Genomic DNA, 22,668 nt, shown 5'->3' on the forward strand with positions numbered 1-22,668 from the left:
AAGTACCTTAGAAAATAACAGTAAAATCTGTGAAGTAAATTTAGGCATAGTCAGAAGTACGACTTATTTCGTTAATGAAGTATATATCCTATGACACATGCAGAATATATCCTATAGCATTTGAAGTATATCTTCGTAAAGAGGAGTTTCAGGGCCAAAATAAAAAAGGCGAGGATCTTAACCCCCGCCTTCTATCTGTAGATATAGAAATCCTATTTTATCCACCGAAATCATCGAAGTGCAACATCTCACGAGGTACACCCAAGTTATCCAGCATATTTTCCACGGCCTTTGACATCGGGCCCGGACCACACATGTAGTATTCGATATCTTCCGGAGCCTCGTGATCCTTCAAGTAAGTATCATGGATTACTTGATGAACGAATCCAGCCGTATATTTAACACCCGCAGCATCAGCGGCAGGATCAGGACGGTCAAGCGCCAAGTGGAACGTAAAGTTTGGGAATTCTTTCTCTATTTCCAAGAAATCTTCCAAATAGAACACTTCGTTCAAGGCACGCGCGCCATAGAAGTAAGACATCTTACGATCCGTAGTCTTCAACGTCTTCGTCATGTGCATGATTTGGGCACGCAACGGAGCCATACCAGCACCACCACCAATCCACATCATCTCTCTCTTAGAATCGAAAATTGGGTGGAAATCACCATAAGGACCACTCATAGTCACCTTATCACCCGGTTTCAACGTAAAGATATAAGAAGAAGCGATACCCGGCATCACATCCATGAAACCAACTTGTGGTTTCGGTTTGAACGGCGGCGTAGCGATACGCACGGTCAACATGATACGGTCACCCTCAGCAGGATAGTTAGCCATAGAATAGGCACGGATAGACGGTGAGTCATTCTTACACTTCAAACCGAATAAACCGAATTTCTCCCAAGCCGGCAGATACTCGGGGCCGATCAAGCTCTTATCGATATCCTTGTTATAATCCATTGAGTATGTAGGGATCTTGATCTGAGCGTAAGAACCCGGAATAAAGTCCATGTGCTCACCTTTAGGCAACGCAACGATAAACTCCTTGATAAATGTAGCGACGTTCTTGTTACTGATAACCTCGCATTCCCATTCCTTAACGCCAAATACCTCGTCTGGTACCTGAACGACCATATCCTCTTTCACCTTGCATTGACAAGCCAAACGCCAATGATCTTTCACTTGTTTACGAGAGAAGAAACCTTTCTCAGTAGGTAGGATCTCGCCACCGCCATCAATAACTTGAGCACGGCACTGACCGCATTTACCACCACCACCACAAGCGGAAGACAAGAAGATGCCACCGCTCTGTAGCGCACCTAGCAAAGTTCCACCAATCGGGGTCTCTATATCTTTCTCTCCGTTAACCTTCAAGCTTACATTCCCTGAAGGCACCAATTTTGCTTTGGCGAACAAAAGCAAACCGACCAAGATCAGCGTAATCAATAAGAATACTATTGCGCTGACACCAATCGTAAGTCCGCCCGACATTAATAAAGTCATCTTTATATTTTGTTTAATGCGTTAATACTTAAATCTTCAGACCAGAGAAACACATGAATGCCATACCCATCAAACCCGTGATGATGAAAGTAATACCCAAACCTTTCAAAGCATTTGGGACATTTGAATATGACAATTTCTCACGGATAGCCGCCATACCTACGATAGCCAGCAACCAACCGATACCAGATCCTAAACCATAAACAGTGGCGACACCTACATTAGGGAACGCTTTTTGTTGCATAAACAGAGAACCACCCAAGATAGCGCAGTTTACAGCGATCAGCGGCAAAAAGATACCAAGGGAAGCATACAAAGACGGAGAGAATTTCTCGACTACCATCTCGACCAACTGCACGAAAGAAGCGATAACGGCGATAAAGATAATAAATGCCAAGAAGCTAAGGTTCACCTCCGCATATTCCGGGCCTAACCAACTTAACGCACCTTCTTTCAATACATAATTCTCAAGCATATAGTTAATCGGCAACGTACAGAAAAGTACGAATGTCACTGCTATACCTAATCCTAAAGCGGTCTTCACGTTCTTTGAGACAGCCACGAAAGAGCACATACCCAAATAGTATGCGAAGATCATGTTGTCAACGAAGATCGAGCGGACGAATGTGCTTAATAATTGTTCCATTCTATTATTCGTTTAATCGTTAACATTAATTTTCTTGAAGTTCCTTGTTCTTAGCACGATGAACCCAAATAATAACAGCGATCACGATCAACGCCATCGGAGGCAAGATCATCAAACCATTGTTCACGTAACCCAGATCATAGAATGCCTGCGGAATCACTTGGAAACCCAATAAGGTACCAGATCCCAGCAATTCACGGAAGAAACCTACGATAATAAGAATAATCGCATATCCCAGACCGTTACCAATGCCATCCAAGAACGATTCCCATGGGCCGTTACCCAAGGCGAACGCTTCCAGACGTCCCATCAAGATACAGTTCGTAATGATCAAACCGACAAATACGGAAAGCTGTTTGTTTACGTCATAAGCAAAAGCTTTCAACACCTCACTAACGATTGTCACCAAAGCGGCAACTACCACCAATTGCACGATAATACGGATACGGTTCGGAATCGTATTACGCATCAATGAAATGATCACGTTAGCGAAAGCTACGACAGCCGTCACCGAGATACCCATCACGATGGCCGGCTCAAGTTTTGATGTTACAGCCAACGCAGAGCAAATACCCAACATCTGAACGACAACCGGGTTGTTAGCGCTCAACGGGCCTAACAGAACTTCTTTATTCTTTTCAGATAATAATCCCATCTTCTACTTAATTTTGTGAGGTCAAAAATTTAACATAACCGCTCAAGCTGTTGAATAACATTTCATCCACACCTTTACTGGTAATTGTACCACCTGAGATACCGTCTACATAATCCTGTCCCGCTACGCTCTTACCCGGCTTAACAACAGCGACAGACTTGAATTCTCCACTCATGAAGATCTTCTTACCTTTGAACTCATTGCTGAACGCCGGTTTAGAGATCTCAGCTCCCAGACCCGGAGTTTCACCTTGGTGGCTGAAGTCAGCACCATAAATAGTATTCTTATCACTATCTACAGAGATATAACCCCATAACGGACCCCAAAGACCTGCTCCATGCAAAGCCATGATATATTTCGGTTGACCATCTACATTCGCGACGAAAACCGGATATTGATGCTCAGTGGCAGCCTTAACTACATCCGTAGCGAAAGCGTCGCCTTCAACCTTCTCACCATTCTCGTTTACCAAGAAAGCTTCCTTGATCAACTCGTTGTACTTGGTCTCAGCCTCAGAAGAAGAAACATTTACGTTGATAGAACGCAGAATTTGTTGTCTCTTATCGTTATCCTCGTTCTGTTTCTGAAAACTTCTCAATGATTGTGAAGTAAACGCCAATACGACAGCCACTAGCACAACCATCACAGCCGCATAAACAACCGTATAAACATTGCTATCCCGGTTTATGCCTTTCTTAGCGGCGCCCTCCTCCTTGATTTCCTCAAATTCGGAAGCAGGAGCGGAACATACCGGGCAAGTGTCAGGAGCCTTATTTCCCTCGTGGACATAGCCACATACCTTACATTTATATTTAGCCATATTCCTTCTTACTTTATTTTATTACACGTTTCAATCTGCGAGAGATATTAGCTTCCACAACATAATAGTCGATCAGCGGAGCGAACACGTTCATCAACAGGATAGCGAGCATCATACCCTCTGGATAACCCGGGTTCAACGCACGAATAATAATGGCCATAGCACCTACAAGGAAACCATAGATATATTTACCTGTCTCCGTACGAGCGGAAGTCACAGGGTCTGTAGCCATGAACACGGCACCAAAAGCGAAACCACCTAAGAACAAGTGATCCAGCGGAGATACGCACATAGCGACCGTAGTACCGATCATATTAAAGATCAATGACATGAAAGCACCACCCACGAACACGGAAACCATTGTCTTCCAACTTGCGATACCCGTAACCAACAAGATAACCGCACCGATCAAAATAGCCAATACGGAAGTCTCACCGATAGAGCCCGGGATCAAACCAATAAACGCGTCCCAAGTAGAGATCGGGTTGCCTAATACGTCAACAGCTTGGAAAGAACCGATCATCTCCTTACCAGCGATAGCGACTTGTCCTAGCGGAGTAGCTCCGGAAAAACCGTCAACTACTTGGCCAGCCCCGATACCAAACGTATCAGCCGTACGAACGAACACTTGATCACCAGACATTGCTGCCGGGTAAGCGAAGAATAAGAACGCACGTGTAACCAATGCTACATTAAATATATTATATCCCGTACCACCAAATACCTCTTTCGCGAAAATAACAGCGAAAGCAGTAGCTACAGCGATCATCCATAACGGAGTATCGACCGGAACGATCATCGGAATCAAGATACCGGAAACCAAGAATCCTTCTTGAATCTCTTCCTTCTTCACTTGGGCGACAGCGAACTCTATACCCAAACCTACCACATACGAAACAATGATCTTAGGCAATACCGCCAAAAATCCAAAAATAAAAGTCATCAAAAATCCCGGATCAGCCCCCACAGCTAAATTGTGCTGATAACCGACATTATACATACCAAAAAGCAAAGCAGGCAACAAAGCGATGATAACCACGGTCATGGCACGCTTTGAATCAATACAGTCATGAATATGTACGCCCGTTTTAGAGGTCTCGTTCGGAACAAATAAGAATGTTTCGAAACCGTCAAAAACAGAACGGAACATCGCCAGCTTTCCGCCTTCCTCAAAGTTAGGCTTAATCTTGTCGAGATAATTCCTTAACGCTTTCAATGTATTATAAGTTTTTTATGTTATTAATTCATTTCCTTATACAACAGGTTCAATCCGTCGCGAACGATCTTTTGCAACTCGATCTTGGAAGTGTCCACGAACTCGCAAAGAGCGAAGTCCTCGGGAGCCACCTCATAGATACCTAAGTTCTCCATCTTGTCGATATCGAACGCAATGATCGCTTTCAACAAATACTCCGGATAGATATCCATCGGAAACACCTTATCGTATTCATTAGACATGATCATGGCACGTTTACCACCTTTGATACGGGCGTCGATCACATATTCCTTGCTAGTACCTAACCAGCTAAAGTAACTATGGCTAGCGCTGAACTGGTTGAAACGAGGCATAGCGAAACCTAAGAACTCATGCGTCTCATCACCTTCCGGAATCACGGTGATCTGGTTATCATAAGCGCCTAGGTAACCATCCATATTCACCTTGGTACCTGTCAAAACATTACCGCTAATAATACGGATATGTTCCTGTCCTAACACTTTACCGTTAACCAAGCTCTTAATCGTACAACCTGAAATCGTTTTAACGTAGCCTCTCTCGGTAGTCTCGGAACCGGTAATAGCAACCATACGGCTGAAATCGGCGACACCCTTGTTAAACAAGCGTCCGATAACGATCACGTCTGCCGGATTAACCGTCCAAACTACCTCACCCTTGTTAACGGGCTTGATATGATTGATCTGCACGCCAACGTTCGCTGCGGGATGCGGACCTTCTACTTCCACGATCTCCACACCTTTCATTCCGCTCACGACAGAACCACTTCTTACACCCACATACACTTTTCCATTCGTTAATTTAGCTAGGGCGTTTAATCCAGTCTGGAAATCAGCCTCCTGACCTTTTACGATAAAATCGAAGTTTGGAGCCAACGGAGCGGAGTAAAAAGCCGAAACGAAGATATCACGCGGAGTATCCAATGGAGCGGCAACGATATCGTATGGGCGTTGCTTGATAAACGGCCACATACCAGCGTTCAGAAGTACCTCTTTCACCTCTGCTCCCTGTAGGGATGCTACGTTCTTCTTACCGAACTCCTCATACTCGATCTGCGCATCCGGCTTCACAACGATGCTTAGCACCTTACGCTTCTCTCCTCGGTTTACGGCAGTTACCTCGCCACTGACCGGCGAAACAAACTTGATCTCGGGGCGGTTCTTGTCAATCATCAGTACAGAACCGGCTTTGACTTTTTCTCCTACTTTCGCAACAACTTTGGGGAGAATACCGTTATAATAATCGGGGACGATCGCGTAAGACTCGCTCTTGCCGCCGTTTAACAGTACATCCGAAGCTTTGCCCTTCAGATTAATGTCTAAACCCTTTTTAATCTTAATCACATTTGCCATGATACAACTAAAATTGTTTATATGTAATTTTCCTGCAAAAGTAAACATTTTTTCATGCTTTAGAGCAGGGAAAGGCAAATAAATAGAGAAATAATTCCATAATTTTGCGTCGTTAAAGAAAGTAATAAGAAAATGAAAGTTTTTAAAATCCTATTTCTGCTGCTTATCACGGTTTTAGTACCGTTGAACGCTCAAGTGACTTACTTCACCAACGTTAGCGATAAGCAAATAAAGACCCTCCAAGTGAAGGTTGCCGGCGAGATGTTCTCCGATCCATTCATTGAACTGGGCGGTGAAAACCGTATCGAAGTTAATTTCGATGCTTTTAATCCGGGCTTCGGGCGATACGCCTATAATCTGGTTCATTGCAACTCCGATTGGACGCAATCGAATCTTTCCCCGATTGAGTATATGAATGGTTTCCAAGGGAGCACGATCGAGGATTTCGCCAATGCGATGGGTACTACGGTGCAATACACCAACTACCGATTACTTTTCCCAAACGATGACGTTCAACCGAAGGTCTCGGGGAATTATGCCTTGCAAGTATATAACGAGGATGATCCCTCCCAGATCGTATTTACCGCATGCTTTTCTATTTTTGAGCCGATGGTTAGTGTCGCCGCTACGGTGAGCGGAAATACGGATATCGATACCAATCAGTCACACCAACAAGTCAGCTTTGCGATCAATAACAAGAATTTCCCCATCACCTATCCTCAGACCGACTTGAAAATCTGGGTTTATCAGAATAACCGCAGGGATAATGCCGTAACAGGTCTTCAGCCTATGACTATTTTAGAAAACCAGATCTCTTATACGAACAATCAGAACTTGATCTTTCCCGCAGGAAACGAATATCGCCGTATGGAATTTTTGAGCAACAAATACAATGGCATGCACGTAGAAAGTATCTCGTTCCATAATCCATACTACCATGTAGAGTTGATGACGGACTATCGACGTGACCAATTATCGTATCAATACGATCAAGATCAAGACGGCCGTTTCTTCATCCGTTGCAGTAATTGTAACGACCCGGATACGGAAGCGGATTATTACATCGTTCACTTTACCCTCGCCATGGACTTAATTCCCGATGGAAACGTGTATTTGAACGGTCAATTATATAATAATGTATTGGACGAGAAAAGTAAGATGGGCTATAATCCGGAGACGCATCAATACGAGAAATCCGTCTTACTGAAACAAGGCAGTTACAACTATCAGTACCTCTTTGTCCCTAACGGACAGACCGTAGGACAGACCGGCCCTATCGAGGGTAATTTCTTCCAGACGGAGAACGAATATAGCATTTACGTCTACTATTGTCCAATGGGAGCACGGTATGATCGTTTAATCGGTGTAACTAGTATCAGAAATACAATGCCCGTGCTATAATTATTCGCGTAAAAGGCATACTTTTACGCATAAAATAATTGAGCATGAAAACGAGACGTATTGTTATCAGTACCGTATTATTAGTCGGGGGACTTCTCTCGATCGTTCAAGTCATGCCTAAAAATCCACTGTTGATAGGCGAAAGGTTATTTCCGTATGGAGGATGGATACAAGTGATACTTGCCATGATATACGGTGGTTGGCTCTGCTATAAGATGCAAGATCGGCAAGAACGTCCCAAATGGAGAAAACGAGCGTGGTTGTTATTCTCGATCGTTTTTTTCGGGCAACTTGCTCTAGGGATTTTTGCCGATCCTATTTTCCTTATGACCGGAAAACTGCATTTACCGATCCCTGCGGTAATCTTGGCCGGACCGCTTTATCGCTTCGATGGATTATTCATGCCCATACTTTTTATCAGCACCTTATTACTATCCGGTCCCGCTTGGTGTAGCCAGCTTTGTTACTTCGGGGCATTCGACGCATGGAGTGCCCGGGGAAAATTGGAACGAAAAAGGTTCCCCTATCACAAGCAAATGCGATACAGCATATTATTTCTGGTTATGTTGGGGGCCATCCTACTCCGAATATTCGGAGCGAGCGGCAGGATAGCCACCGCTTTTGGAATAGCGGTCGGAGTTATCGGCCTACTTGTCATGCTATTGTTTTCCAGAAAGAGACGGAAGATGGTGCATTGCAGTAGTTATTGTCCGATCGGGACTTTAGTGTCTTTCCTCAAATACCTCTCTCCTTTCCGGGTACGACTGACCACGGATTGTTGCCATTGCATGGCTTGCACAAACGCTTGCCGTTATGATGCCCTACATAAAGAAGAGATCGAGAAGGGAAAGATCGGCTATACCTGTACCTATTGCGGAGATTGCCTCTCCGCTTGCAAGCACGGGGCTATAGAATATCATTTCCCGGGATTGCGCCCGACTACTGCCGAGCGCCTATGGATCGTCGTAACGGTCGTATTACATACTTGTTTCTTGATGATCGCACGAATCTGAGCCGTATACTTGCTTGCCCATTATATAAGTACATACCGTATTCCGGTCATCGCCGAGGGTTTGCAGGCCAAACAGCTTATTCTCGATCGTCCATTTATCTCTCGAACGAAGATACTCCATACGCAATTTCTGGACAGAGGTAGCGGCATAATCCACGACTATGAAATCCGCTTCACGGCCAGGGAGGAAACTTCCGATTCGGTCGTCCAACGATAAGGCCCGTGCAGAGCCTAGCGTACATTTATAGATAGCCTCCAAAGCTGTCATCGGATAACCGTTCAACTGTTGTACCTTATAAGCCTCTCCCATCGTACGCCACATAGAGAAAGATGTACCCGCACCGACATCTGTCGCCAAGGTAGTACGTACGCCGTAACGGTTCGCTTCCCTCATATCGAATAATCCGCTTCCAAGGAAAAGGTTCGAGGTCGGGCAATGGGCGATAATGCCTCCCGTTTCTCCCAACCGCTTATATTCCCGATCGGTTAGATGGACACAATGCCCGAATATCGAACGATCGGTCAACAATCCGGCACGCTCATAGACCTCCAGATAATCCGCATGACCGGGACAGAGCGATAAGACAGATTCAATCTCTCCCAGATTCTCCGAAAGATGTGTCTGTATATAGGTACTGGGATATTCGGCATGTAAACGACCGGCAGACTTTAATTGATCCGGCGTACTGGTTATGGCGAAACGGGGCGTGATCACATAGTGATTCCGTCCTTTCCCGTCCCAATCCTCGATTAAGCTACGGCAGTCCAACTTACCCTGATGCGTGGTATCCATCAGATAATCCGGAGCGTTCCGGTTCATCATCACCTTTCCAGCCAAGATACACATATTATACTCCGTAGCCACGGAAAATAATGCGGTTACGGAAGCAGGATGAACCGTGGCATAAGCGGCACAAGTCGTAGTTCCGTTCTTCACCAGTTCCTTCACGAAAAAGCGAGCGATATCTTGTGCATATTCCATGGAAGAGAAAGCTTCCTCGGCGGGAAACGTATATTCGTCCAGCCAATCCAGAAGTTGCTTGCCATACATTCCCTGTATCTCCGACTGGGAGAAATGGATATGGGAATCAATAAAGCCGGGTGTAATCAATTTACCGGAATAGTCTGTCACCGGGAAATCCGGGTAACGGGAACGCATCGCCTCGAACGGCCCCGCCTCTACAATCTTTCCATCAACAACAGCCAGTCCCCCATCCTCAAAATAGCGGTAAGCCTCCACATGATCCAGCGGGGAAGCGATCAAATAGAACACTTCTCCCCTATATAAGTTCTTCATCATGGTCAAATAACAATTCGTTTATTTAATTGGTTCCACGTGCAAAGCGATGTGCGTAGCCTGACCGAACTTATCACGCAGATTCTGTTCGATCTCTTTCGTCAAGTCATGGGCACGAGTCACGGTTATCTGTCCGTCCACCCGTATATGCGCCTCGATAGCAAAATTATTACCGATGCGGCGGGTACGTAGATTATGCGGGCTCTTTACCTCGGGAACCTCACTAATGATCGCCAAGATCTCATCCTCCACCTCCTTCGGCAAAGATTTCTCCAATAAGTCATTGATTGCGGGGATCACCAGCTGCAAGGCTACTTTTACGATAAACAAACTGACAATCACAGCCGCCAACGGGTCCAGCACACGCCAATTATCCCCCAACAAAATCGCCCCTCCAATACCTAAAGCCGTACCGATCGAGGAAAAGGCATCCGAGCGATGATGCCAAGCGTTAGCGATAACGACTTGACTATTCTGCTTCCTTCCTACCCAAACCGTAATATGATACAGTAATTCCTTGATCACAATGGAGATAAGAGCGGCAACTAAAGCGATCATTCCCGGACTTTCCAACGGAATCCCCTTGAAATAAAAGTCATAAATCTTGTTCGCTCCCTCCCAGAAAAGGCCAAAACCTACACAAAGCAAGACGATACCGACAATTGAAGTCGCCAAAGTCTCGTATTTACCATGCCCGTAATCATGGCTCTCGTCCTTTGGCTTGGAAGATATATTGACAAAAAGAAGGACGATTATATCCGTTACGAAATCAGATAACGAATGCACCGCATCGGCGATCATAGCGCTACTATGTCCCCAGATACCCGCCACGAACTTGAATACCAATAAAACAAAATTAGCGAATGACCCTAAAAGTGTCACTCGCATAATCTCTTTTTTCCTCGCCTTTGGTGCCTCCTCCATAGAATCCCATTAACAAGATTTACCGGTCATGATGTCCAGCACCAGACGATCCGTCGCCTCCATTCCTTTAGAACCGATAGCGGTCAAGTTCGCGATCGATTTATCCACATCCTCATCGATGATACCTTCCACGGAAGTCACCACCTTATCCTCCATGGCCATCAAAGCGGAAAGCATCGCCGTAGACACGCCACTAGATACTTTCATCGCGCAACTCGGCTTGGCACCGTCACAGATCATTCCGGTAATATTACCGATCATATTCTTGATCGCATAAGAAATCCGCGCCTTATTTCCTCCCATCAAATAGGTGATAGCGCAACTCGCTCCCGTAGCGGCAACCACACAACCGCAAAGGGCGGACAAACGTCCCAGACTTTGCTTGATATAGATCACCATCAAATGGCTTAACATCAACGCACGGATCAGTTGCTCTTCCGAGCATTGGATATCCTCGGCGAAAGAAAGAACCGGAAGCGTAGCGGCGATTCCTTGATTACCGCTTCCCGAATTACTCATCACCGGGATCATAGCACCGTCCATACGAGCGTCGCAAGCGGCGGAAGTCATGATCAACATATGCGTATAAGCGGAATCTCCCATGAACTTACGGCCGAAAGCACCCGAGACTGTCTTGCTTACGGTATGTCCGTAATTGCCTTTCATGGAAGCTTGGGCGGCTTTCTTATTCAACTCAGCTGTTTCTAAAATAAAACGAATCTCATCCAATGGCATTTCCATGGCAAACTCATAGACCATAGAGAAGGAAAGACGTAAATCCTTATTCTCACATACTTCCTCGCCAGAAGCGTTTGCCATACGTAAATCAGTCAATACCTCCCCGTTTTTCTCTACATATATTATATGGGTATGCTCATGGCAAATGATCACCCTTGAACGATCGTTCCCTGCTGAACTTATAATTTCGATATAAAGTTTATCTACATTCTCTTTCAGGTCTATACCGATACATTTCTTGCAGACCATTTCCTTACCTTCTTTCAATCCCTCCGGAGTCAAGTCTTTCAGCACCTCTAGCCCATAAGCGGACTTACCGATGATCGATCCCAAGGCGATAGCGATAGGCAACCCCACCATGCCAGTCCCCGGGATTCCTACTCCCATGGCATTCTTCAGGATATTGGCGCTCAGATAAACCTCTATCTTCTCTGGCTTACGCCCCAGCACTTCCGCCGCTTTTGCGGCCGCCAAAGCCACGGCAATAGGTTCCGTACATCCGATAGCAGGGATTACCTCCCTGTGAATCAAATCTATAATTTGAGTTTTTATGATAGTATCCATACTGATAGTCTTTATTTAGAATTAGATAGTTAATATACAATAGATTAAGAACAAAACTCAACAACGATATCTCGCAAGGCATCGTATTGTTTTCCCAATGCATCTTCATAACGCAACGCTTCTTCCAGATTCCCTTCTCTCAACAGCGATAGTATATTATTCGATACATCGAATAGATTTACCAGACCTAAATTAGCGGCTATCCCTTTCAAGGTATGCGAATATAGCTTGGCATTCTCCAAATCCCGCTCTACTAAAGAGCTCCGTAATTTCACATACGAACCATCTGTAGTAATAAATTTATATAGAAACTTTTTGAAGAGGCTATCACTATTCATAAAACGATCTAAGGTATTCTCTTTATCCCAAGCAGCTACATCTATTAATGCGTTATAAAAAACATCGTTCTCATTCATTTTTTTATGATATTAGTTTTCGTACAAAATTAGGAATTTTATAGACACTACCAACGTTAGCGGTATTCTTTTTCTTTACTTACCGCAACTTGGGTACGGAACGATAATTTTAGTACTTTTGTCGCCTACTTCGGGACTTAGAACGCCCGGGCTGTATTTATCCGATTAATTGAATTGATAAAGGAATGGGAATTTCATCGCCGCTTGTTGATTTGCAAAATCAATATGATCTCCTGCAGAAAGAATATGAATATGAGAAGGAAACATACCGACAGCAATCCGAGCGTACGGGTTTGCGAAAACGAGTGGCGCAGGGCCTCTGTTGGTATCCGGTCACTCCGGGACGCAGTTATTACAACTCCTTAAACCAATTGGTGATCGAGATCGAAAGGACAGAAGACCGGGAGATCGAGCATAATTTTGAGTACGGGCGCCCGGTTTGCTTCTTTACGGCAGATATCAGTGGTAAATTTAAGTATCTGGATTTCTCCGCCACGATCAGCTACGTGCAAGAGGACCGGATGGTGGTAGTTCTCCCCACTCCTTCCGCCTTGATGGATATACAAGGAAAAAGCAATGATCTCGGCGTGCAACTCTACTTCGACGAGACCAGCTATAAAACGATGTTTTCCGCTCTCTCGGACGTGATGCGGGCAAAAAACAACCAACTCTCTCATCTTAGGGATGTATTGCTGGGGCAGGAAAAACCGGGACAGCGGGAATTATTCCCGATCCGCTTCCCTTGGTTGAACCGCTCGCAGGAAGAAGCCGTAAATAAGGTATTGGGAGCGAAACAAGTATCTATCGTACACGGCCCTCCCGGAACCGGGAAAACAACCACCTTGGTGGAAGCCATTTACGAGACCCTTCACCGGGAGAATCAAGTGATCGTTTGCGCTCAAAGTAATACCGCCGTAGACTGCATCTCGGAGAAACTGGTAGATAGAGGCATTAACGTCCTGCGCATCGGGAACCCCACTCGTATCAATGACAAGATGCTCTTTTTTACATATGAACGCCGTTTCGAATCGCATCCGGATTATCCCGAGTTATGGAGCATCCGAAAAGCGATACGGGATATACAATCCAATATGCGAAAGAAAAGCCGGGAGGAACGGGATACGATCCGAAACCGCCTCTCCCGTTTGAAATTCCGGGCGACCGAACTGGAAGTCAAGATCGATACAGAGCTGTTCGACGAGGCTCGTGTTGTCGCTTGCACCTTGGTTGGCTCCGCAAACCGGATCATGATGAACCGACACTTCACGACCTTGTTTATCGATGAGGCCGCCCAAGCCTTGGAAGCCGCTTGCTGGATAGCGATCAGCAAGGCGGACCGGGTCATACTAGCGGGCGATCATCACCAATTGCCCCCTACTATTAAATGTATAGAAGCGGAACGAGAAGGCTTAGGACGTACCTTGATGCAAAAGATAGCCCACACGAAACCGGAAACGGTCTCTCTCCTGAAGATCCAATATCGTATGCACGAGGATATCATGCGCTTCTCCTCCCAATGGTTCTATCATAACGAACTCGAATCCGCTCCCGAGGTAAGTGGGCGGGGAATCTTGCGACTGGACACTCCCATCGTATGGTTCGATACGTCCGAGTGCGATTTCACGGAAAATACGAGAGAAGAGACCATGAGCCGTGTCAACAGGCAAGAGGCGGAATTGCTCGTGGAACAATTACGCTCCTATATACAGAAAATATCCAAGGAGAGAGTGCTGGAAGAGAATATCGACTTCGGATTGATCTCCCCTTATAAGGCGCAGGTACAATACATCCGTAAATTGATCAAACAAGACGCTTTCTTCAAGCCTTTACGCAGACTGATCACCGTACACACCGTTGACGGTTTCCAAGGGCAAGAACGCGATGTCATCTTGATCAGTTTGGTAAGGGCCAACGAGGGTGGAAAGATAGGCTTCTTGAACGACTTGCGGCGCATGAACGTAGCGATCACCCGTGCCCGTATGAAACTGATGATCTTGGGAGACGCTTCCACCCTTACCCGGCACGCATTTTATAAAGAACTCTATAATTATATCTCCCAAAGAGGTAAAATAATCACGATCAACACGAAACAAGAGCATGAACTATAAATTATTGGTACTGGATTTAGACGGTACACTGACAAACAGTAAAAAAGAGATCACCCCGTTTACGAGGGAAACCCTTCTGCAAGCGCAGGAAAAAGGATTGCATCTGGTCTTAGCCTCCGGCCGGCCCACCTACGGTATCGTGCCTTTAGCCGAGGAACTGAACATAAAGCAATATGGTGGTTTTATCCTTTCCTTCAACGGCGGTAAGGTGATCGACTTGATGACAGACAAAGTACTTTTCGAACAGGCTTTGCCACCCGATATCGTACCTGTTTTATACAACCGCTCCAAAGAAGCGGGACTGGCTATCCTTTCCTACAACGGTAAATATATCTTAAGCGAGCATCCGGAAAATAAATACGTACAATACGAATCTTTCTTAACCAAAATGAAGATCAAGGCTACCGACGATTTTCTGCGGGATTTGCATCAGCCAGCCGATAAATGCTTGGTGGTAGGCGAACCGGAGATGTTGGTACCGTTGGAAGAGAAGCTCCGCCAAGAATTAGGGAAACGTATCAACGTATATCGTTCCGAGGCATTCTATCTGGAGCTTGTCCCCAAAGGCATCGACAAAGCCGCCTCGTTATCCCGCTTACTAGAGCGAACCCGGATAAAACAGGAGGAAGTGATCGCTATCGGCGACGGTTTCAATGACGTATCCATGATCCGTTTCGCCGGATTGGGAGTCGCTATGGCCAACGCCCAGCCCCCTGTCAAGGCCAATGCCGACCGCATCACCCAATACACGAACGATGAGGATGGAGTGGCTCGTTTCATCCAAGAATTGCTTTGAAAAAAAACACGTACGTATTTTCCGAAAAACATGTACATGTTTTCGCGAGAACACGTACGTGTTTTTTCAGAGACATTTACACCAGTATCGACACAGGCCAATGCCTATACCGGCATACGCCTATACCAGTAGTGCCGTAGGGCTACGCCAGTATAGGCGTGAGCTTGCGCCGATATACGTAAATTCCTTTCATGGAAATGTCTTCTAACTATCAACTATTTTATGTATATTTGTATTCTAAACCATAAAAATAAGACGCCATGAAGTACAAATTATTAGTCTTAGACGTAGATGGGACGTTGCTTAACGACAAGAAAGAGATAACTCCCCGGACCCATGCCGCCTTGTTAAAGGCTCAGCAGATGGGAGTTCATGTTGTATTGGCATCCGGCCGACCCACCAACGGGGTTCAACCCTTGGCGGAGGCTCTTGAATTGAATCATTACGGTGGTTTCATATTATCTTATAACGGAGGTCAGATCATCAATGCCCAGACCGGAGAATTGATGTTCGAGAAACGAATCGATCCGGCCATGATTCCTTATTTAAACCGGAAGGCGAAGGAAAATGGTTTTGCTATCTTCACGTATCACAAGGACTATATCCTGACCGATAGCCCGGAAAACAAGCATGTCCAAGAGGAGGCCGAACTCAATAAGATGCGCATCATCGGTGTGGAGAATTTCCCGGAAGCGGTGGATTTCGCACCCTGTAAGTGTATTCTTACCAGCGATGACGAGAACAATCTAGTGGGTCTCGAAAATCATTGGAAGAAACGTTTGGACGGGGTATTGGAAGCTTTCCGCTCCGAGGACTATTTCTTGGAGGTAGCTCCTCATTTCATCAATAAGGGAAATACGTTGGCGGTATTGATGGAGATGCTGAATATCACGACCGAAGAGGTTGTCGCTATCGGTGATGGCGTGGCCGACGTATCCATGCTTCAATTAGCCGGTACCGGCGTGGCGATGGGTAACGCACGCGATTCCGTAAAGGCTTGTGCCGATTTCACGACCTTACCCAATAATATGGAAGGTGTGGCGGTAGCGATCGAGAAAGCGATCCTTGCCACGATCAAACCCACAGAGGTTCCGTTAGATCAACTAAACGCACGGGCCAAACATGCTTTAATGGGTAATCTAGGCATTCAATATACCTATGCGTCGGAGGATCGTGTGGAAGCGACCATGCCTGTAGACGAACGGACCCGCCAGCCTTTCGGTATCTTGCACGGAGGCGCTACACTGGCTCTGGCAGAGACCGTGGCCGGACTAGGTTCCATGATTCTGGCGAAACCGGACGAGATGGTAGTCGGCATGCAAGTTAGCGGCAGCCATATGTCGTCCGCCCACGAGGGAGACACGGTACGTGCCGTCGGGACGATTATCCACAAAGGCCGTTCATCCCATGTGTGGAACGTAGACATATTCACCTCTACCGACAAACTGGTTTCCTCTGTACGGGTAATCAATAGTATACTAAAGAAGAAATGATTCCAAGAGATTCTTACGAAATAATAGACACGTTGATCAAGCAAGGCCGGAGTTTCGCTATTTGGCGTATTCCCGGTGAGGATAGGCTCCATTTCAGGATGCAAAGCGCCGGCTCTCCTTGCCTATTATACGACATAAAAGACTTAAATGAACGGAGCGGTTTTGTAATCGCTCCGTTTCAGGTGACAGCGGAACGACCTATCGTTTTAATCCAACCGGATTGCTTTGAAATCCCCTCCGAATCCGATTGGGATTTCTCTCGAGAGAAAAACGAATTCCCTTCGAATGAAATCGAAATCCCGTCCGAATCCGAGGAGAAGGAACGATACGCTTACCATTTCTCCCTGTTTACCAACCCTTTGCTAAAAGGAAGCCAAGATAAACTAGTCCTATCCCGTAGCAAAACGATCCGGAAAGATCCCTCTTTCTCACCCGGCAAGGCATTCTTCGCCGCGGAAGAACGATATATCCGCTCCTATGTCTACCTTTGCCATACCCCGGAAACCGGAACTTGGATGGGTGGGACACCGGAAATCTTGTTATCCGGCGAGAAAGGTGACTGGCAAACGGTAGCTTTGGCCGGAACCCAATCCTTACGAGACGGGAAATTACCGAAAAGCTGGGACCATAAGAATTGGAGAGAACAGCAATTAGTCGCCTCCTATATACGCCGCCAGCTGTCCACCTTGGGTATTACTCCCGAGGAGAAGGGGCCTTATTCAGCCCGGGCCGGAGAGGTTTCTCATTTGAAAAGTGATTTCTTCTTCTCCTTGCCGAATCCCGAGAAGCTGGGTGATGTCCTTCAACTATTACACCCTACTCCAGCCGTCTGCGGTCTTCCCAAGGAGGAGGCTTATCATTTCATCATCGAGAATGAGGGGTACGATCGTAGCTATTACTCCGGTTTCATCGGTTGGCTGGATCCCAAAGGCAAAACAGATCTGTACGTAAACCTCCGTTGCATGAATATCCTCCCCCAAACCTTTACGCTGTATGCCGGAGGCGGTCTGTTGGCGGCCTCGCAGCTAGAGGATGAGTGGCAGGAGACAGAGGATAAATTAGATACGATGCGGAGAATAGTGGGTAATTTATAATTTTATATCATATAATGTATAGCGATAAAAAGAACATCCTTCAATTGGTAGCCTTGCTGATAGAGCACGGCGTAAGTAATATCGTGCTATGTCCGGGGAGCCGGAACTCTCCGATTGTGCACACATTGGCAAACCATTCGTTCTTCAATTGCCATTCCGTGACGGATGAACGAAGCGCGGGATTCTTTGCCGTAGGGCTAGCGTTGCACGGAGGTAAGCCGGCGGCTGTTTGCTGTACCTCGGGCACGGCCTTGCTGAATATACATCCGGCGGTAGCGGAGGCTTTCTATCAGAAAGTTCCGCTTGTCGTGATATCCGCCGACCGCCCCGCCGCATGGATCGGGCAAATGGACGGACAGACTTTGCCGCAACCCGGGGTGTTCGGCTCGCTGGTAAAGAAGTCGGTGCAGCTACCGGAAATACATACGGATCAAGATGAATGGTATTGTAATCGATTGATCAACGAAGCGTTGTTGGAACTGAACCACCACGGCAAAGGACCGGTGCATATCAACGTTCCGATCTCCGAGCCTTTATTTCAGTTCACGACACCCGAATTGCCGAAGGTACGGGTAATCACCCGTTATCAAGGCTTGAACGTGTACGACCGGAAATATGATGACCTGATCGAGCGCTTGAACAAATATAGCAAGCGGATGATGATAGCGGGACAAATGAGCTTGATCTATCTCTTCGAGAAGAAAATATGTAAGTTACTATACAAACATTTCACTTGGCTCTCCGAGCACATCGGCAACCGTATCGTACCGGGATTACCGATCAAGAATTTCGACGCTATCCTGTATGCTACCCCGGAGGAGGAAAAAGAGAAGCTAGTTCCCGAGCTCGTAATCACCTACGGTGGCCATATTGTCTCCAAGCGGCTGAAAGAGTTTTTGCGGAAACACCCGCCTAAGGAGCATTGGCATGTCTCATTGGATGGAGAGGTAGCGGATTTATTCGGTAGCCTGACCACGGTGATCGAGATGGACGCTTTCGAGTTTCTGGAGAAAATCGCTTATATGCTGGAGAATAGGCAGATTGAATATCCGAAGGCTTGGGAATACAAATCCCGGAACCTGCCGGAGCCGGAGTTCGCTTACTCCGAGATGGCGGCGATCGGTAGTTTGATACGTTCGCTTCCGGCTGAATCGGCCTTGCATCTGGGGAATAGCTCCACCGTACGTTACGCGCAATTGTACACCGTGCCCGAGACGGTTGAGGTTTGTTGCAACCGGGGTACGAGCGGGATCGAAGGCTCCTTGTCTACGGCCATCGGATATGCCTCGGCCTCGCAAAAACTAAACTTTATCGTCATAGGCGATCTTAGTTTCTTCTATGATATGAACGCGTTGTGGAACGATAACTTGCACAATAACCTTCGCATCCTGCTCTTGAACAACGGAGGTGGCGAAATCTTCCAAGCCTTGCCGGGATTCAAGATGAACGAACGTACGCACCGTTACGTCACCGCCTCCCACCAGACCTCTGCGGAGGGATGGGCCACGGAAAGAGGATTCTCCTACTCCGCTGTCCATAATGCCGAGGAGTTGGCAGCGGCGATGAGCGCCTTTACCCAAACAGAGCAACCGAGCGAACATCCCCTATTCATGGAGGTTTTCACGGACAAAGCAGAAGACGTACGATTGCTCAAGGAATATTATCATCAACTAAAAAATTCATCCCAAGTACAAAACATATAATATATGGAAACGAAAAGAGAATGGACAACCATCAAGGAATATGAGGAGATCTTATTTGATTTCTACAACGGCATCGCCCGCATTACAATCAACCGGGAACGGTATCGCAACGCTTTTACCCCGACTACGACCACGGAGATGAGCGACGCCTTTTACATCTGCCGGGAACGCCCGGACATTAACGTAGTCGTTCTGACAGGAGCCGGAGATACGGCCTTTTGCGCGGGAGGCGATATGAACGTGAAAGGACGTGGCGGCTACGTGGGTAAAGACGGCGTACCTCGCTTGAACGTATTGGACGTACAAAAGCAGATCCGCTCTCTCCCGAAACCCGTCATCGCGGCCGTGAATGGTTTCGCTATCGGCGGCGGACACGTATTGCACGTGGTTTGCGACCTTACGATCGCTTCCGAGAACGCTATCTTCGGACAGACTGGTCCTCGTGTGGGTAGCTTCGACGCCGGGTTCGGCTCTTCTTACCTCGCCCGTGTGGTCGGACAGAAAAAGGCCCGTGAGATCTGGTTCCTATGCCGCAAGTACAATGCGCAGGAGGCTTTGGATATGGGTCTGGTAAATAAGGTAGTCCCCTTGGATAAATTAGAGGACGAGTACGTTCAATGGGCCGAGGAGATGATGTTGCTTAGCCCGTTGGCTTTGCGCATGATCAAGGCGGGCTTAAACGCCGAGTTGGACGGACAGGCCGGTATACAGGAGTTGGCCGGAGACGCTACCATGCTTTACTATATGACGGACGAGGCGCAGGAAGGCGGTAAGGCATTCTTGGAGAAACGCCGTCCCCGCTTCGAGGATTACCCGAAATTCCCGTAGGGAGTGGACAGTTGGCAAGTGACAGTTATGAGAAGATATTATCAGATAGAGGTGGTTCCCCGGTGCTTGACTTTCAAGCGACCGGCAGGAACCTCACGGGGTGTTTACACGACCCGGAAATTGTGGGAGGTCCGAATCCGCAAGGAAGACGAACCCTCGGTTATTGGTATCGGAGAATGTGCCCCCCTGCCGGATCTCAGTTGCGATTATGGAGTGGATTACGAGATCACGTTATCCAAGGCTTGCCTCGATCTGGAACAGAAGGGATATGTTGACACCGAATCTTTGCGCCATTACCCATCCATCCTTTTCGGGCTGGAGACGGCCATGCGCCATTATGAACAGGGCGGTTGGCGGCATTATGACACGCCCTTCTCTCAAGGCAAGACGGGTATCCCCATTAACGGACTGATCTGGATGGGCGATTATAAGTACATGCTGAAACAGGTAGAGGAAAAGATGAAGGAGGGCTTTCGCTGCGTCAAGCTGAAGATCGGCGCTATCAATTTCGACCGGGAACTCTCTTTATTGAAACACATCCGTGCGCATTTCTCTGCCAAGGAAATAGAGCTTCGGGTAGACGCCAACGGCGCTTTCCTCCCCTCGGAGGCGATGGACAAACTGAAGCGGCTCGCCGAGATGGACTTGCATTCCATCGAGCAGCCTATCCGTGCCGGGCAGTTGGAAGAGATGGCACGCCTTGCGGCAGAATCACCCCTTCCCATCGCTCTCGACGAGGAACTGATTGGCTGTAACGCCCCGGACGAGAAACAGCGGTTGTTGGAAACGATCCACCCCCAATACATTATATTAAAGCCTTCCCTCCACGGAGGTATCGCCGGATGCACGGAATGGGTTCACTTAGCGGAAACTATCTTAGGGAGTACCCCTGAACAACCTAAATGGTGGGTCACCTCCGCTCTGGAATCGCAAATCGGACTGAACGCTATCGCCCAATGGTGCGCCACGCTAGGTAACCCGCTACCGCAAGGTCTGGGAACCGGCGAGATTTTCAAGGACGATAAACATAAGTTGATCCAACGAAAAGGAGACACCATCTGGTTCACCAACGACCTTTGACCTATGCCGATACAAGAAGATTTACAGGCATTCTTAGCTGAATGGCACGATCCCTCCCCTTTTCTGGAAGTCCAGACCTCTGGCTCCACCGGTACGCCCAAGCGGATGCGAGTACGCAAGGACCGGATGCTGAACAGCGCCCGGCTTACCTGCGATTATCTGGGGCTTAAGAAGGGCGACAAGGCCTTGTTATGTATGCCCCTACGCTATATAGCCGGAAAGATGATGGTGGTCCGCTCCCTATACGCCGGACTGGATCTGGAGGTGTGCGAACCCTCCGGACACCCGTTGGCGGATTGGGGGGATACGCCCCTGCGCTTTGCCGCCATGATTCCTTTGCAGGTTTACAATACGTTGCGAGTACCCGAGGAACGTAAGCGGCTGGAGCAAACGGATATCCTGATTATCGGCGGCGGGGCGATTGACGCGGCCTTGGAACAGGAGATACGGCAGATGCCAAACACGGTTTATTCCACCTACGGAATGACGGAGACGCTGTCCCACATCGCCCTGCGCCGGCTGAACGGGCCGGAAGCCTCGCCCTATTACCATCCCTTCCCCTCAGTGACGTTATCCTTGTCACCGGAGAATACCTTGGTGATAGACGCCCCATTGGTTTGCGACGAGCGGCTGGTGACGAACGATGTCGCCCGCCTGCTGCCGGACGGGAGTTTCGCCATTATCGGAAGGAAAGATAATATTATCAATAGCGGAGGTATCAAGATCCAGATCGAGGAGGTGGAAGAGCGGCTACGGCCCTACCTCGACCGCCCCTATGCCATCACCGCCGCCCCCGACCCTCGGTTGGGAGAGGCGGTCGTGCTACTGCTTGCCTCAAACCTACGAGGTGAGATGCTAACAGAGGTTCTCGCCAGCCTGCCCAAGTACCTCCGTCCGAGGCACATCATAAAGGTAAGCGAGATCCCCCAAACCGGAAGCGGCAAGATCGACCGTGCCGCCTGCCGGGAGCTAGCGAGAAATATCATTACAAAAACACTATAAA

The 22,668-nt window shown here is 47.4% G+C and carries 20 protein-coding genes; 10 read left to right on the plus strand and 10 right to left on the minus strand.

Going from position 1 to position 22,668, the window contains the following annotated elements; translation table 11 throughout:
• Positions 1-217: 217 nt before the first annotated feature.
• The 6 genes from nqrF to DWY79_RS12575 are packed head-to-tail and all read right to left on the minus strand — an operon-like array spanning position 218 to position 6,211.
• Positions 218-1,492 carry an NADH:ubiquinone reductase (Na(+)-transporting) subunit F gene (gene nqrF / locus DWY79_RS12550; RefSeq protein ID WP_010182986.1) on the minus strand — a complete coding sequence of 425 codons (1,275 nt, stop codon included), beginning with the start codon at positions 1,490-1,492 and terminating at the stop codon, positions 218-220.
• A 40-nt stretch (positions 1,493-1,532) separates the two neighbouring features.
• Positions 1,533-2,150, minus strand: coding sequence for an NADH:ubiquinone reductase (Na(+)-transporting) subunit E (nqrE, locus tag DWY79_RS12555; protein ID WP_005856893.1), 618 nt, complete (start codon positions 2,148-2,150; stop codon positions 1,533-1,535).
• A gap of 25 nt (positions 2,151-2,175) precedes the next feature.
• The gene (locus DWY79_RS12560; protein WP_005856891.1) at positions 2,176-2,805 is read right to left on the minus strand and encodes an NADH:ubiquinone reductase (Na(+)-transporting) subunit D; all 630 of its coding nucleotides are present in this window, start codon (positions 2,803-2,805) and stop codon (positions 2,176-2,178) included.
• A gap of 7 nt (positions 2,806-2,812) precedes the next feature.
• Positions 2,813-3,625, minus strand: a complete 813-nt coding sequence (gene nqrC, locus DWY79_RS12565) for an NADH:ubiquinone reductase (Na(+)-transporting) subunit C (protein ID WP_005856889.1) — start codon at positions 3,623-3,625, stop codon at positions 2,813-2,815.
• Between the two features lie 13 nt (positions 3,626-3,638).
• Positions 3,639-4,841: an NADH:ubiquinone reductase (Na(+)-transporting) subunit B gene (locus DWY79_RS12570; protein ID WP_005862260.1), complete on the minus strand. Its 1,203-nt coding sequence runs from the start codon at positions 4,839-4,841 to the stop codon at positions 3,639-3,641.
• 23 nt (positions 4,842-4,864) lie between these two features.
• On the minus strand, positions 4,865-6,211 hold the full coding sequence (locus tag DWY79_RS12575) for a Na(+)-translocating NADH-quinone reductase subunit A (protein WP_008772142.1): 1,347 nt from the start codon (positions 6,209-6,211) through the stop codon (positions 4,865-4,867).
• A 132-nt stretch (positions 6,212-6,343) separates the two neighbouring features.
• Between DWY79_RS12575 and DWY79_RS12580 the strand changes: the two genes are divergently transcribed.
• Both DWY79_RS12580 and DWY79_RS12585 read left to right on the plus strand, forming a co-directional pair.
• Positions 6,344-7,612, plus strand: a complete 1,269-nt coding sequence (locus DWY79_RS12580) for a DUF5103 domain-containing protein (RefSeq protein ID WP_122369426.1) — start codon at positions 6,344-6,346, stop codon at positions 7,610-7,612.
• A 44-nt stretch (positions 7,613-7,656) separates the two neighbouring features.
• Positions 7,657-8,625 carry a 4Fe-4S binding protein gene (locus DWY79_RS12585; protein WP_122369427.1) on the plus strand — a complete coding sequence of 323 codons (969 nt, stop codon included), beginning with the start codon at positions 7,657-7,659 and terminating at the stop codon, positions 8,623-8,625.
• Here the strand turns inward: DWY79_RS12585 and guaD are convergent.
• From guaD to DWY79_RS12605, 4 genes are read right to left on the minus strand one after another with little or no spacing between them, the layout of a single operon-like run.
• Complete coding sequence (guaD, locus tag DWY79_RS12590) at positions 8,590-9,930, minus strand: guanine deaminase (RefSeq protein ID WP_122369428.1); 1,341 nt, start codon at positions 9,928-9,930, stop codon at positions 8,590-8,592. The two genes, DWY79_RS12585 and guaD, sit on opposite strands and share 36 nt — an antisense overlap.
• 12 nt (positions 9,931-9,942) lie before the next feature.
• The gene (locus tag DWY79_RS12595; protein ID WP_009017469.1) at positions 9,943-10,845 is read right to left on the minus strand and encodes a cation diffusion facilitator family transporter; all 903 of its coding nucleotides are present in this window, start codon (positions 10,843-10,845) and stop codon (positions 9,943-9,945) included.
• A gap of 9 nt (positions 10,846-10,854) precedes the next feature.
• Positions 10,855-12,147 carry a serine dehydratase subunit alpha family protein gene (locus tag DWY79_RS12600; protein WP_036630444.1) on the minus strand — a complete coding sequence of 431 codons (1,293 nt, stop codon included), beginning with the start codon at positions 12,145-12,147 and terminating at the stop codon, positions 10,855-10,857.
• 44 nt (positions 12,148-12,191) lie between these two features.
• The gene (locus tag DWY79_RS12605; RefSeq protein WP_122369429.1) at positions 12,192-12,563 is read right to left on the minus strand and encodes an Hpt domain-containing protein; all 372 of its coding nucleotides are present in this window, start codon (positions 12,561-12,563) and stop codon (positions 12,192-12,194) included.
• A 185-nt stretch (positions 12,564-12,748) separates the two neighbouring features.
• On the opposite strand from DWY79_RS12605, the gene DWY79_RS12610 reads away from it, so the two are divergent.
• From DWY79_RS12610 to DWY79_RS12645, 8 genes are all read left to right on the plus strand, one after another.
• Positions 12,749-14,671 (plus strand): AAA domain-containing protein, encoded by a 1,923-nt coding sequence (locus DWY79_RS12610; RefSeq protein ID WP_122369430.1) that lies wholly within the window; start codon positions 12,749-12,751, stop codon positions 14,669-14,671.
• Complete coding sequence (locus DWY79_RS12615) at positions 14,661-15,467, plus strand: Cof-type HAD-IIB family hydrolase (protein ID WP_005862248.1); 807 nt, start codon at positions 14,661-14,663, stop codon at positions 15,465-15,467. Before DWY79_RS12610 ends, DWY79_RS12615 begins: the two co-directional genes overlap by 11 nt.
• Positions 15,468-15,727: 260 nt before the next feature.
• Entirely contained in the window at positions 15,728-16,960 is a 1,233-nt protein-coding gene (locus DWY79_RS12620) for a Cof-type HAD-IIB family hydrolase (protein WP_005862246.1), read from the plus strand.
• Complete coding sequence (locus tag DWY79_RS12625; RefSeq protein WP_122369431.1) at positions 16,957-18,054, plus strand: isochorismate synthase; 1,098 nt, start codon at positions 16,957-16,959, stop codon at positions 18,052-18,054. The genes DWY79_RS12620 and DWY79_RS12625 overlap by 4 nt, the downstream gene beginning before the upstream one ends.
• A 14-nt stretch (positions 18,055-18,068) precedes the next feature.
• Complete coding sequence (gene menD, locus DWY79_RS12630) at positions 18,069-19,757, plus strand: 2-succinyl-5-enolpyruvyl-6-hydroxy-3-cyclohexene-1-carboxylic-acid synthase (RefSeq protein WP_122369432.1); 1,689 nt, start codon at positions 18,069-18,071, stop codon at positions 19,755-19,757.
• A gap of 3 nt (positions 19,758-19,760) precedes the next feature.
• Complete coding sequence (gene menB / locus DWY79_RS12635) at positions 19,761-20,585, plus strand: 1,4-dihydroxy-2-naphthoyl-CoA synthase (RefSeq protein ID WP_005856861.1); 825 nt, start codon at positions 19,761-19,763, stop codon at positions 20,583-20,585.
• Between the two features lie 27 nt (positions 20,586-20,612).
• Complete coding sequence (locus DWY79_RS12640; protein WP_122369433.1) at positions 20,613-21,665, plus strand: o-succinylbenzoate synthase; 1,053 nt, start codon at positions 20,613-20,615, stop codon at positions 21,663-21,665.
• A 3-nt stretch (positions 21,666-21,668) separates the two neighbouring features.
• Positions 21,669-22,667 carry an AMP-binding protein gene (locus DWY79_RS12645; protein WP_005862237.1) on the plus strand — a complete coding sequence of 333 codons (999 nt, stop codon included), beginning with the start codon at positions 21,669-21,671 and terminating at the stop codon, positions 22,665-22,667.
• The last annotated feature ends 1 nt before the right edge of the window (position 22,668 follow it).

The sequence above is a fragment of the Parabacteroides sp. AF27-14 genome, assembly GCF_003635425.1.
In the GTDB taxonomy this organism is placed as follows: Bacteria; Bacteroidota; Bacteroidia; order Bacteroidales; family Tannerellaceae; genus Parabacteroides; species Parabacteroides distasonis.

What these genes read in the sequence shown, in the direction of transcription:
- nqrF (WP_010182986.1), bottom strand. Translation starts at nt 1,492, where the DNA reads ATGTCGGGCGGACTTACGATTGGTGTCAGCGCAATAGTATTCTTATTG.
- nqrE (WP_005856893.1), bottom strand. Translation starts at nt 2,150, where the DNA reads ATGGAACAATTATTAAGCACATTCGTCCGCTCGATCTTCGTTGACAAC.
- DWY79_RS12560 (WP_005856891.1), bottom strand. Translation starts at nt 2,805, where the DNA reads ATGGGATTATTATCTGAAAAGAATAAAGAAGTTCTGTTAGGCCCGTTG.
- nqrC (WP_005856889.1), bottom strand. Translation starts at nt 3,625, where the DNA reads ATGGCTAAATATAAATGTAAGGTATGTGGCTATGTCCACGAGGGAAAT.
- DWY79_RS12575 (WP_008772142.1), bottom strand. Translation starts at nt 6,211, where the DNA reads ATGGCAAATGTGATTAAGATTAAAAAGGGTTTAGACATTAATCTGAAG.
- DWY79_RS12580 (WP_122369426.1), top strand. Translation starts at nt 6,344, where the DNA reads ATGAAAGTTTTTAAAATCCTATTTCTGCTGCTTATCACGGTTTTAGTA.
- DWY79_RS12585 (WP_122369427.1), top strand. Translation starts at nt 7,657, where the DNA reads ATGAAAACGAGACGTATTGTTATCAGTACCGTATTATTAGTCGGGGGA.
- DWY79_RS12595 (WP_009017469.1), bottom strand. Translation starts at nt 10,845, where the DNA reads ATGGAGGAGGCACCAAAGGCGAGGAAAAAAGAGATTATGCGAGTGACA.
- DWY79_RS12600 (WP_036630444.1), bottom strand. Translation starts at nt 12,147, where the DNA reads ATGGATACTATCATAAAAACTCAAATTATAGATTTGATTCACAGGGAG.
- DWY79_RS12605 (WP_122369429.1), bottom strand. Translation starts at nt 12,563, where the DNA reads ATGAATGAGAACGATGTTTTTTATAACGCATTAATAGATGTAGCTGCT.
- DWY79_RS12610 (WP_122369430.1), top strand. Translation starts at nt 12,749, where the DNA reads ATGGGAATTTCATCGCCGCTTGTTGATTTGCAAAATCAATATGATCTC.
- DWY79_RS12615 (WP_005862248.1), top strand. Translation starts at nt 14,661, where the DNA reads ATGAACTATAAATTATTGGTACTGGATTTAGACGGTACACTGACAAAC.
- DWY79_RS12620 (WP_005862246.1), top strand. Translation starts at nt 15,728, where the DNA reads ATGAAGTACAAATTATTAGTCTTAGACGTAGATGGGACGTTGCTTAAC.
- DWY79_RS12625 (WP_122369431.1), top strand. Translation starts at nt 16,957, where the DNA reads ATGATTCCAAGAGATTCTTACGAAATAATAGACACGTTGATCAAGCAA.
- menD (WP_122369432.1), top strand. Translation starts at nt 18,069, where the DNA reads ATGTATAGCGATAAAAAGAACATCCTTCAATTGGTAGCCTTGCTGATA.
- menB (WP_005856861.1), top strand. Translation starts at nt 19,761, where the DNA reads ATGGAAACGAAAAGAGAATGGACAACCATCAAGGAATATGAGGAGATC.
- DWY79_RS12640 (WP_122369433.1), top strand. Translation starts at nt 20,613, where the DNA reads ATGAGAAGATATTATCAGATAGAGGTGGTTCCCCGGTGCTTGACTTTC.
- DWY79_RS12645 (WP_005862237.1), top strand. Translation starts at nt 21,669, where the DNA reads ATGCCGATACAAGAAGATTTACAGGCATTCTTAGCTGAATGGCACGAT.